The sequence below is a fragment of the Mesorhizobium sp. WSM4842 genome (genome assembly GCF_055901575.1).
Map to the genome: position 1 here is coordinate 6,970,323 of NZ_CM148372.1, position 11,738 is coordinate 6,982,060.

Consider the following 11,738-nt stretch of genomic DNA (forward strand, 5'->3'; position numbering starts at 1 on the left):
TTACTGCGTCCCGGCCGTCGCTTCGCCCAACAGCTTCTGGATGGTCGCCTGGTCGGCCTCGACCGGCTTGACCACTTCGCCTTCCTTCACCAGTTCCTGGCCGGCGACGATGATGCGCGCATCGGCAGGGATGCCGCCGAGCACCAGGCCGGTTGGCGTATCGTCGACCAGATCGATCGGGAAGAACACGACCTTGTCATCCCTGTCGACGGCGCGGATGCCGAGATCGCCCTTGTCGCCCAGCGTCACCACGGAGCGCGGCAGCATGACAGCGTCGGTCGGCTGCGCGCTCAGCGCGATCTCGGCGGTCATCCCGGCCGGAATAGTGCCCTCGGGGTTGGGGATTGCGGTCTCGACGCGGAAGGTGCGGGTGGCGGACGAGGCGTCGCGGCTGATATAGCGCACGGTGCCCTCGACGTTCTGGCCGCTGACCAATCGTACATTCGCCTTGTCGCCGATCTTCAGATAGCCGAGATCACGTTCGCTGACCTCGCCGCGGGCAATCACCGGATCGAGGCTCAGAATGGTCGCCACTTCGTCGCCCTGCATCACGGAACTGCCAAGCTCCACCGGTACCCGGTCGATGACGCCGTCGAACGGCGCCTTCACCTCGTTGCGGTCGAGCTCGGCCTGCGCGGCTTCCAGATGCGACTGGCCTTGCGTCAGGTTGGAGCGAGCCGTATCGAGCTGCAGCTTGGGCAGATTGCCGGTTTTCGCCAGCCGCGAGGCCGCATCGAGTTCGGCCTGACGCTGCGCGACAAGCTGCTTGGCGTTGCTGAGCGCCGAAAGCTTTTCCTCGGTGGCAAGCATCAGCACGAGGTCGCCCGTCTTGACGCGCTGTCCCTGCTTGACCGGCAGCTTGTCGATGACGCCGGCGACGCGCGTCGCCAGGACCGCGCGCTTGTCGGCTTCGGTCAGTCCGGAAATCCGGATGGCGCGCGCATAGGTACGCCTGGGTGGGGTTATGGTCGCGACGGTGCGTAAGGTCGCCTTGGGCTGTTCTGCCTCAGCGGGCTTGGCCTTGCCGCCGTCAGCCGCCTTTGGCTGCTCGACCTCCCCCGCTTTGGATTTGTCGGCGGCCGCGCTGCCGACGGACGAGAACTCGCCCGTCGCCATCCACGCAGCGAAACCGACAAGCACAACAATGGCTGCAAGCTTGTGAAACCTGTACTTCGGCATCGTCGTTTTTTCCAGTGCGCGGGATTCGGCCGGGCCGCGTCTTCTAACTCGGCGCGTTGCGCGCAAGGCCGTGTTCAACTTGCCGTGATCGGCGAACGAGCTTCTACATCAAAGTTGCACCTAATTCTGAAAGCGGGGCCGTTCGTGAGACCCGATGTCAAAACACCACCACGCTTCACCGTGTGGTTTGCCCACCTCGTGCGCTTCTGGGACCATTCAGCGAATGAGAGTCCGTTTGACGCGCGCATAGACACGGATGAGGAAGAACGTCCCGGCACCAATTTCCACTGTCTTCGGATCGTTGCCTTCTGTACTCCTATGGGCATAGGTGGTTGGTGCTCAGGCTTCTTCGTCGGGCGTGCCTGCAGGCCGAGGCACCTGATTTCGGTCACACCCCTAATAGGGTCGGCAGGATTGGCAAAATTGATTGTTCGGATGACAACCATCCACGCCCTAAACACATCGAAGGTGGAATTGGGCGTGGCTGGGTCCGCGCCTGTGTGGCGTTGGCCGACAAACGCTTGGCGGCGGTCGGGAATTCCGCACACACAGCGATTGACACGCTGACGATCCGCGACGGAAGAGGCTCGCGGCATTCAGCAGCCCCGTCTTCATCAAGCATGGAGCCCACCTTGTGCGTTGTCGATCTCGTAGACGCGATCGAGTTTGAGGAGTGGCCGGAGGAACGCCGCAGTCTGATCCATGAAACAGCCCTTCACCGGTGCTACCAAGCACAAGACGCCGCACGCCGATGGGCGTGGCCCGCGATGCCTTTGTCGGCTTCGCGGAGCGAGCCGGATTCCTGAAAGACCCCAGGCGGAAATGCGGTGGATCGCTGCTTCCAATTCGGGCGGTGGACAGGTGTAGGTTCGTTCGGCCGCCCACCTCGTGTGCCGGCTGCGCCGGATGCGGCTGACCATGGAGCGACAAGCGTGCAACCACGGAACCGGCTGGGCGCTGCGCGGGTCGAAAATCGCGGCGGTCCTCTCTCGTTCCAAGACAGAGCAATCCTGACCGATCGCTCCGTAGAGGGGCGGCCCTGCCATAATCAGCACCGAAAGCCGATTGACCGGCCCAGATACCTCGTCGTCCGCACCAGGAAAACGAACGCTTGAAAGAGCAGATCACGCTTCCGCCCATACAAGGGGAGGAAGGCGTCATGCTCTTCACTGGGATCGAGGATCCCGCGCAGCCGCGACCGCTCACATCGAACCAAACTCGCCAGCCTGCTACGCCGGCACGCCGATGATGACACTATGGTGACTGGGGTTCACCGCCTCAGCATGGCCGCAATGCCATGACGGACAAAGGGAAGATGTTGGCCGAAGCGCAGCCCCACATGTCTTGCAAGACGTGCCGCCGGATGCTCGCTTGAGTAGAGTCCGACAAGGATATTCGTAGCATGATAGAGCGGCGCCGCCGACAGGCGCAGTCGGCTTTCATATCTGCGGAGCATGTCGGGATCGGCAATGTCGCGACGGTCGCGCCATGCTGTCAGGATGCCACGGGCGAGTTGCCTCTGGCCGCCGAGGCCGATGTTGAAGCCATGCGCGGTCACCGGGTGCATGCCAATGGCAGCGTCGCCTATCAATGCGGCGCTCGGCGCCCGGAACCTGTGCGCCCAGGTGGTGACCAACGGATAGATATGGCGGCTGCTTGCCAAGCTCATGTTGCCGAGGCGCCCTCGACAGCGCTTCGTCAACTCCATCAGGAACAACTCGTCGTCGAGGGCAAGCAGTCCGTCGGCCTCGTTTGAAGGCAAAGTCAAAAGCAGCGACGACATGCCTCGCGCGAGGGGCAACATCGCTACCGTCTGATGATGATCGAACCATTCGATCGCGATCTGGTGGTGGGGGCGCTCGTGCCTCACCCGGCAAATCAGCATCGAGTTGCCAAGCCGATTGATATCGGCGCGGATGCCGAGCAGATTGCGGGTGGCGGACAAACGCGAATCGGCGGCAACGAGAAGCCGAGCGGTCAGCTGCCTGCCATTGGAGAGCGTTATGACTGCTCCCTGGTGACTGTTTGTTGCACGCACGACCGAGTGGCCGCACAGCAGCCGGACATGGCCCTGCAAGCGGATGATCCTGAACAGGGCATCGCGGATCCGGCAATTCGGGACCAGAACGCCAGTGGTTCCGCGGATCCGCCAGGGGAATCGAAACACAGCGCAAAAGGGCTCGATCCGTTAAGGACGCGTGCGCCTTGAAGCGGTGACTTGTCAGAGCCGCGGATAACATCCCAAGCGCCGAGCTCGCGAAGGATCCCAATCGAGGCGTGGGTGAGCGCGATCTCGCGACCGTCGAAAGCCGGATTTTCCAGTCTTTCCAGGGACTGCCCTTCGACAACCGCCAGTTTGAGCTCGCTGTGGCAAGCGATGCGGCGAAGGAAAGTCCGACCGGCCCGGCGCCAACGACAATGATGTCGAAGCTGTCATCAAAGCCGGCCATCAGCGTGCCGCCAGCGCGTTGGCTATGCCCGACAGATCATGAAGCGCTCCCATGGCCCACATTTTGCGGCAATCGATACAGCAAAGCTGACCAAGAACGAGCGTCGCTTCCTTGCAGAAAGGGCAATCACGGTCATTGACATGCCGACGGGTCAAGCCGCAGCCCGTCTCGTCGGATTGGGCGAGACATTGCATGAGGCCTAACGGGCAATCGTTGAGCCATTCCCAGACGCCTCAACATTGCCGAAAAAGTAAAATGGGCATTGTCTTCCGGGTTATTCAACAACTCCGAGAGGCGCTGCTGTTTCGAGCCAGCGCTGGAAGAGCTGCGACGGTTATTCATTCGAGGCTTCAGCTGCTAGGACATTCGATGCTGCGGATAAACAGCGGCGACGGGCTCGAACCAGCCGAGCAGAGCATCGTCTGGCGCCGGAGTTGGCGCGGCGAGCGGTCGCAGCTGATCGGCTTCACTTGGCGGCAGAAGCTGTGCGCACGGCACGATGATAAGGGGTGGTTGGGGTCGATGCCAATCAAGCTAAGGCCAAGCGTGCTCACCGCATAGGCGGTCACCTGCCACTGCCATCCCAGAGCGTCAGGATGCTCTGCGCGATAGCTTGGCGCGCTGCACACGCGAGCGATTTGTTCAGGGCGAGCCGGTTCATCAACGAGACCCGCTGCTGCAGGAGTTGTAAACGCCCGCACCATCGCGCCGCGAATCCGCGCTTGTGGCGCTATGACCTTGAGGCGAGTGAGTTCGGCGCTAACAACGCAGACTGAAGCAAGCCGATCAGCCCGGCCCATGCCGGAGAGCATGGCGACCAATGCCGTCAGCTACACCACCTAGGGAGGACACGATCCGGACACGATCCCGCCTGCGGCGCGAGTTGAAAAGCATACGTCCACGTCCGCCATTACCGCATGCACCGCCTTGGATAAGGCCTGCCCCGAGGCATGGCGGGGCCCCGGTTGGCGTTCGTATCGACGGCAGGTTCCTAAGCAGCGACTCCCGTGAGGTCGAGCAGTTCTAACTGGCGGCTTGAGTCGACGGCGCTCACGCACAGCCGTTCCAGGTGCAGCCCGTTATGCGGCCCTCGCCCTTCCCATTGGCCTGGGCAAGCTTTTGGGTGGTCCTCAGCACCGCCGGTCGCAGAGAGGTCCGGTTTGCACCGTTAGCACATGTATGCGTCCCTCTCTTCTGTTTGGCCTGACTGAACAAACTTGCACCCGGTCGGACACGCAGTCCAACCAGGATGCGCGCGTCCACATCAAGCCCCATGAAGGCGAAGAAAATCCTCATACGTCGCTTGCAACCCGGCACCAAGAGACGTTTTGGCCTTCCAGCCAAGCTTACGCAAGCGCGTTACGTCCAGTAACTTGCGCGGAGTACCGTCTGGCTTCGTCGTGTCGAATACCAGATTGCCCTCCCAGCAGACCGCTGCCTTGACGAGTTCCGCCACCTCGCGAATTGTGACATCCTCGCCAACGCCAACATTAATCAGGGGCGCAGTGTCGGGGGCAGTCAAGGCGTCAAAATCCGAATCTGGCAGGCCAAGCAGGAACGCAATGGCATCGCCTACATCCGACGAATACATAAACTCTCGCCGAGGGTTTCCGGATCCCCAGACCCCCACCGAGGAGTCGCCGTTTATTTTAGCTTGATGAAAACGGCGTATCAGAGCAGGCAGAACGTGGCATTTTTCGGGGTGATAATTATCGCCGGGACCATATAAGCTGGTCGGCATCAACGCGAGATAGCGCGTCTGGTACTGCCGGTTAAAAGACCAGCATGATTCGACTCCTGCGATTTTTGCCAAAGCGAAGGGACGATTCGTCGCTTCAAGCGGACCGGTGAGAAGGTATTCCTCCCGTATCGGCTGCGGACAGTCGCGTGGATAGATACATGAGGAGCCAAGAAAAATCATCCGTTCGACGCCTGAAGCGTAAGCGGCATCAAAAACACTGAGTTGGATCGCGAGGTTGTTATGAAGGAAATCGACAGGAGAGCTAGCGTTCGCCAGTATACCACCAACCTTTGCGGCGCACATAATGACGTAATCGGGCCGCCGCGACATGAAGAACCTGCGCGTCTCGGTCCGATCAAATAGATCCAGTTGGTCGTGAGTACGTGTTATTATCTCATACGATCCTAACGCCTCGAGGGCACTCATTGTGGCGGATCCAACAAGGCCGCTATGGCCTGCCACATAGACTTTCTTCATCTTTTTGTTTCCCATGTGATAACGCTATGGACGCTCCTTAAGAAGGCCACCCTAACGCTGACAACAAGCCAGCATGGCGCCGCCGTTGTCATCATAACTCTCGTGGACTGTATGAATAATAACCCTGCGTCATCAGCACTGCGTCACGCTCTGCCATGCGCAAATCTTCCCGAACCATCTCCCTAACCAATTCAATGAAGGAGATTTTTGGCTCCCATCCAAGTTTTTCTTTGGCCTTGCGGGCATCGCCGAGAAGTGTCTCGACTTCTGCAGGACGAAAATAACGGGGATCTACTTTTACGATCAAAGCTCCCGTCTTTGCATCGTATCCCTCTTCGTCGACCCCTTCCCCAACCCAACGAACACCAATGCCGAGTTCAGCGGCCGCGACGGTGACAAATTCGCGCACCGAATGTTGCTCACCGCTAGCGATCACAAAGTCTTCAGCTTGCTCCTGCTGCAGCATCAACCACTGCATCTGGACGTAGTCTCGAGCGTGCCCCCAATCGCGAAGAGCATTAAGGTTGCCCAAGAATAGATTCGGCTGCATTCCAAGCTTAATCCGAGCCAGGGCGCGCGTGATTTTTCGCGTTACAAATGTTTCTCCGCGCGCGGGTGACTCATGATTAAATAAAATGCCGTTACATGCGTACAAATTGTAAGCTTCTCGATAATTTACGGTGATCCAGTGAGCATACAATTTGGCAACAGCGTAGGGTGATCGGGGGTAGAACGGTGTCGTCTCGGTCTGTGGCGTTTCCCGCACCAGCCCGTAGAGCTCAGACGTCGAGGCTTGGTAGTAGCGCGTATGCTCGACGAGCCCCAGGATCCGAATTGCCTCGAGGATACGCAGCGCACCCAACGCGTCCGAGTTCGCGGTGTATTCTGGTTGTTCAAAGGAGACTGCAACGTGGCTCTGAGCTGCCAGATTGTAAATTTCGTCCGGCTGAACCAGTTGGATGACGCGCGTAAGGCTGGACGAGTCTGTCAAGTCCCCGTGGTGAAGTGTAAGATCAACGCCACTTTCATGAGGATCATGATAGAGATGGTCTATACGGCCCGTATTGAAAAGAGACGATCGTCTTTTTATCCCATGCACAGAATAGCCCTTTTCCAGCAGCAATTCTGCGAGGTAGGAACCGTCTTGCCCCGTGACCCCGGTGATTAAAGCGACTTTTCTCTTTGACAAGCTTGAATCCTTTTGATTTTGACGCGCCGAAGAAAATGCTCGCCTGCGGCGGGATTGCGTGGCGAGAAAGGGGCGCATTGGGCAGGGCGAACGGGGCCTCTGCGCGAAGGCAAGGGAGAGTTCGAGCGGGATGCCAACCCCTTCATGGGGTCGGGGAACGGTCGAAAGAGTTATCAATCAAGATCAAACGACGTGGGTCCTTCAGATCGAATTCGACAATTCGTGGCACGAAGAGGCGGGCATAGCGGGAGAAGGCGCTAGTCGGAGGAAACCGAATTACAGTGTCGCATCTACCAAGGAGATACATCTCAACGAGAGCGGAAAAACCCCCGTCAATGCCCAGTGCTGCACTGTTTAAGGGGCCGGCCTGATCCGCTTGGAAGCGTTTTGGGACGGTGAAAAGTTCGGGAAATACGCCCGACAAGTGATCAACAACCTGGGCGCTGTCTGTACACAAGAACACCCTTACAGGCCTTGGATGCGGTTGCGCTTTGGCCATGCGAATGGCAGTGCATACCTGCTCTAAGGCAACCTTTGGATCAGCCCAGTAAGGTGCGTGATCCATAATATCTCCGCCGTTGCCGTGGCGGACATGGACCCCAATTATGCTGTGCCCGGCAAAGTGTTCCTGGTAGAGCGCTTCAATCCGATCCTCAATTTCGACCCTCGGTCTGATGCTCCGAAATATCGTTCGCTCGGCTTGCTCATCGCAGCGCCACATCAAGCAAGCATCACACACTACCGTGTTGGCTTCACAATCATCTTGGGCCTGGAAAAGATCGTTAAGCTCGTCACGTTCTTGGAAAATCTGTTCATCCGGACGGTACACGCAGTCGATGGATGGCTTGTTCCACCACGACGGGAAGAAGGGACCGGGGAATGAGACGTGGTTGATCTCGTCATCGCAAATGACCCGTACACCACCGATCTCTTCAATTGGCTTGAAGAAAGCCGGAAAGGCATTCGCAAACGGGTTGTCGAGGTAACAAGAGCCGCGCCAATCTATTGCTAAAGCCCGTCCCGTCCGATGTGCGTAGTCCCATGCCGACGCGAGAGACCACAGGCAATCACCGAGACCCTCGCGCCGTCGAGAAACAACGAACCGATCCATCCTTGAGCCATCAACAAGCATCTAAATTGCCTCTTTCCAAAACAACCACAAACCTCAGCTTTGCTGCTGCCTTTGAGGCAAGCGCCTGCGCAATTCGGGGAGCTTGTCGTGCTGCGCCGATGCGATGTAGCTTGCGTCGATCGCGGAAGTGCCTGGCCGCGATGGACGCGCGCCTAGGCTGGTATTCGGCGCACACCAGAAAATGCTCTTTGGAGCCAACGCAGACATCAACGACTTTCCCGAAAGGCTTACATCTTTGAATTCGTTCTATGCAACGTGCCGCAACATTCGTAAAATCGTCTGTTTCGATGAAACGCATCCACGTGATGGATGGCTAGTGACATGGGTTCCAGGGCGTTGACCTGAACCCTCTGAACCCTCTCGTTGTGCGTCACTGCTAATCCCAGCGGAACCTTACGGCGGCAGCACGCAGCATGACCCAAGTCAGCCGGCCATGAGCGCGACTGCAACGACGACATCCGACGGAGCCGTTGACATGACTTCACTTGCACACTTCCTCAGATCATCATCCCTGCTGGAAGACCTGGGCAGAGCCGGCGATATCACGAGCGATGCAATTATCGCCGCCGATGCAAAGCCACGCTTTCGCTTAACGCGCGCCAAGCGGGCGTGGGTGCGGGCTCGACCTGTGGCGTTTTCTTTCTTGCTCGTCGATCCAGCAATCGATGTGCAAATCCGGCGGCCGGACGGCAGCGATGTCGAGCAGGTCAAACCATTGCGATGGTAAACGGGCCGGCGCGAAGCCTGCTGAGCGGACCGCGCTCAATTTTCTGTGCCGTCTGAGCGGCATTGCTACGGCTACGGCCGCGTTGTTTGTCGAAGCGATACGCGGTCAGGCGCCAATCACCCGCTTCGCGCTCGACGACGCGGTGCTCAAGGACAACCACATCGCCATTGCCGGCGACATCCGCACCGCAATCGAGCGGGCGCCTAGCGCCATAGGTCACATGGTCAAGATCGAGGTAGAGGTGGACAGGCTGGACCAGTTGGAGATAGCGCTTACAGTGGGCGTCGACGGCATGCTCCTCGACAACATGTCGGTCGAGGAGCTTGCGCAGGCTGTGCCTATGTCGGGCGCAGCGCGATCACCGAGGCCTTGGGCTTGAGTAACGCGGGCGAGCGCCCGGCAATTGCGGCGACCGGCGTGGACCGCATATCGGTGGCTGGCTTACCCGCAGCGCGCCCATTCTCGACATCGGTCTCGTGCTCGGCGCCGGCGGCATGCTGATGTACCCGGCCTGGGTTCTGACCGAATTGAAGAAGATCACTGAGGCCTTCGGCACGCTCCTGATCGCCGACGAAGTGATGACCGGTTGGGGAGCGCACCGGAACCATGTTCGCCTGCGAACAGGCGAACATCTCTCCAGATATCCTGTGCACCTCGAAGGGCTCGATTTTGGGATAGCCGATGTCTTGTCGATTTCAGGGTGACGGCGATTCAGGTCCGGAACGTCCGTGCGCGCGGAAACTCGGGCTCGGATCGATTTAGATGCGCAGATTTTGCATGTTAATTCAGCCTTGATCATCCACAGCTAACTTGAATGGGATCGCGTATTCAGTCCGAGTAGCTCGGCAAAAACCCGCCGCTCTGGTGCCCTCAGCGCGATCACCCGGCACTTCAAGATGTTTCATAGCTCCGGACCGTTCCTAACGATCAGGGTGCCGGATGGCCACTCGCTCATCGAGCGTCCAATCGGCACAACGACGACGAGCACGTCCTCGACGCGCGTGGGCGGCAGGTCGAGATACACATCTGCGAGAGTGGACTGCACGCGAACGCCCGACACAATCGCCGCCAGGCCGTCTCTGCAGAACCTCTCCATATGGTTCCGCATCGCGTGCCGAACGGTGCCGAAAGCGAATGGAACTCCAAGCTGCCGCAATATTGGATATAAAACGCGCATTGAATGACCGATCCCTTGTCCCTCAAGATCCGCACGCACCCCGTACAACCCCAAGTCGGCCACCATGAGATCGACCTCGTCAACCTTGATGAAGCGGCGTAGTATGCCGATATGAGCCGCTACGCCGTGCGCGTCGTAGCTGATTGCGCGGAGCTCCGGCCTCGCACCGGCCCAGCTACGGCCGCCTTCGAATGGCTCTGAGTTGAAGGCCCCAGTCGGTCCGTAGGTCTTTCGGAAAAACTCGGAAAGTTCGACATGGTCGGCCTGTTGCAAGTCACTTTCCCAGCACAACCTCCACCGCACGTCAGAGCACATGGAAAAACCTCATCTTTGTTGCTGTTTTGTTGGGGAAGCGCCTAGCAGGGGGAACGCTTGTCGCATCGAGCCGGCTCGATGTAGCTTGTGCAGGTCGCCGAAGAAACTAGCCGCAATGAACATGCGACTCCGCTGTGTTGCGAGCACACCGGAAGGCGTACACCAGGAAAATGCTGCTCGGAGCCAATACAAACATCGATAGTTACCTTTGGCTTACATCTTTGAAATCTTGCTATGCGACGTTCTGCGGAATTGGCAAAATCGTTTGTTTCGATGAATGCATTCCACGCGATGGATAAGAAAGACATGCGTTTCAAAGAGCTTGATCTAAACCTCCGCCCAAGGCGGCCTTGATCACGAGGCTTCGACCCGGCCAGTTGCCCGACCGACCCACTCGTCAGTTGCCAGACCAACCGACTGCTATCTGGGTGGGAAACTTCCTTCACTGTTGATACGCGTCATCGGGGCGCACTGAACTTTTCACGCTAAATCATTGCCATACCGCCGTTCACATGAACGGTCTGGCCGGTGATGTAGGCGGCCTCGTTCGAGGCCAGGTAGACCACAGCTGAGGCGACTTCCACGCCGGTGCCCATGCGCCTGGCCGGAATGGCGGCCATGATCGCTTCTTTTTGCTTGTCGTTCAGCTTGTCGGTCATGGCCGATTCGATAAAGCCCGGCGCCACGCAGTTCACAGTCACGCCGCGTGTCGCGATCTCCTGCGCCAGCGATTTCGACACGCCGATCATGCCAGCCTTTGAGGCGCAATAGTTCGCCTGGCCGGGATTGCCGGTTACACCGGACACGGACGTGATGTTGATGATGCGGCCGTTGCGGCGGCGCATCATCGGATGGGTCAGTTCGCGGGTGAGCCGGAACATGGCGGTCAGGTTGACCTCGAGGACCGCGTCCCAGTCCGCGTCCGACATGCGGATAAAAAGCCCGTCCTTGGTGATGCCGGCATTGTTGACCAGTATGTCGACGCCTTCGAGTTCGGCTTCCGCCTTTGCGCCCAGAGCCTTGACCTCGTCGCGGTTCGAGAGGTTCGCTGGAAACAGTTTTGTCCGCCCGCCAAGTTCGGCAGCCAACGCCTCGAGCTTTTCGACACGCGTGCCGTGCAGGCCGACGGTTGCGCCCTGCGCGTGCAGCGCCCGCGCCACGGCCTCGCCGATTCCACCGCTTGCTCCGGTGACGAGCGCCTTGCGGCCGGTCAGATCGAACATTGTTATCGATTCCCTTTCTGAGGACCGGCTTCGCATGGAAGCGGCCACTGGCGGCCCTGCGTGCCTCCAGACATTGTCGGGTAAAGCTTTGGACACACCTCGAGCCGAACCGAAGGGCATGGCTTAAC

Annotated in this window: 7 protein-coding genes and 4 pseudogenes; 4 read left to right on the forward strand and 7 right to left on the reverse strand. The window is 58.9% G+C overall.

Features of this window, described 5'->3' with window-relative positions; genetic code table 11:
• Both AC0NIE_RS33660 and ubiM read right to left on the reverse strand, forming a co-directional pair.
• A complete protein-coding gene (locus AC0NIE_RS33660) occupies positions 1 to 1,179 on the reverse strand; it encodes an efflux RND transporter periplasmic adaptor subunit (RefSeq protein WP_474045272.1) in 1,179 nt (392 codons plus the stop codon).
• A gap of 1,270 nt (positions 1,180 to 2,449) precedes the next feature.
• A pseudogene (gene ubiM / locus AC0NIE_RS33665) lies at positions 2,450 to 3,629 on the reverse strand (5-demethoxyubiquinol-8 5-hydroxylase UbiM).
• Positions 3,630 to 3,652: 23 nt separating this feature from the next.
• Between ubiM and AC0NIE_RS33670 the strand changes: the two are divergent.
• Positions 3,653 to 3,832 (forward strand): annotated as a pseudogene (locus tag AC0NIE_RS33670) (SIR2 family protein); the annotation flags it as partial.
• Between the two features lie 52 nt (positions 3,833 to 3,884).
• The gene (locus tag AC0NIE_RS33675) at positions 3,885 to 4,190 is read left to right on the forward strand and encodes a hypothetical protein (RefSeq protein WP_473489886.1); all 306 of its coding nucleotides are present in this window, start codon (positions 3,885 to 3,887) and stop codon (positions 4,188 to 4,190) included.
• Positions 4,191 to 4,893: 703 nt separating this feature from the next.
• Here the strand turns inward: AC0NIE_RS33675 and AC0NIE_RS33680 are convergent.
• From AC0NIE_RS33680 to AC0NIE_RS33690, 3 genes are all read right to left on the reverse strand, one after another.
• On the reverse strand, positions 4,894 to 5,847 hold the full coding sequence (locus AC0NIE_RS33680) for a GDP-L-fucose synthase family protein (RefSeq protein WP_473482484.1): 954 nt from the start codon (positions 5,845 to 5,847) through the stop codon (positions 4,894 to 4,896).
• A gap of 91 nt (positions 5,848 to 5,938) precedes the next feature.
• Positions 5,939 to 7,036 (reverse strand): GDP-mannose 4,6-dehydratase, encoded by a 1,098-nt coding sequence (gene gmd / locus AC0NIE_RS33685; protein WP_473482486.1) that lies wholly within the window; start codon positions 7,034 to 7,036, stop codon positions 5,939 to 5,941.
• Between the two features lie 142 nt (positions 7,037 to 7,178).
• Entirely contained in the window at positions 7,179 to 8,168 is a 990-nt protein-coding gene (locus AC0NIE_RS33690) for a nodulation protein NodZ (RefSeq protein WP_473482488.1), read from the reverse strand.
• Between the two features lie 475 nt (positions 8,169 to 8,643).
• Here AC0NIE_RS33690 and AC0NIE_RS33695 point away from each other — a divergent pair.
• Both AC0NIE_RS33695 and AC0NIE_RS33700 read left to right on the forward strand, forming a co-directional pair.
• A pseudogene (locus AC0NIE_RS33695) lies at positions 8,644 to 9,383 on the forward strand (beta/alpha barrel domain-containing protein); the annotation flags it as partial.
• Positions 9,366 to 9,558 (forward strand): annotated as a pseudogene (locus tag AC0NIE_RS33700) (aminotransferase class III-fold pyridoxal phosphate-dependent enzyme); the annotation flags it as partial. The pseudogenes AC0NIE_RS33695 and AC0NIE_RS33700, both read left to right, overlap by 18 nt.
• Positions 9,559 to 9,796: 238 nt before the next feature.
• Here AC0NIE_RS33700 and AC0NIE_RS33705 read toward each other — a convergent pair.
• Both AC0NIE_RS33705 and fabG read right to left on the reverse strand, forming a co-directional pair.
• A complete protein-coding gene (locus AC0NIE_RS33705) occupies positions 9,797 to 10,387 on the reverse strand; it encodes a NodA family N-acyltransferase (RefSeq protein ID WP_473489885.1) in 591 nt (196 codons plus the stop codon).
• 485 nt (positions 10,388 to 10,872) lie between these two features.
• On the reverse strand, positions 10,873 to 11,610 hold the full coding sequence (gene fabG / locus AC0NIE_RS33710; protein ID WP_473489884.1) for a 3-oxoacyl-[acyl-carrier-protein] reductase: 738 nt from the start codon (positions 11,608 to 11,610) through the stop codon (positions 10,873 to 10,875).
• Positions 11,611 to 11,738 lie beyond the last annotated feature (128 nt).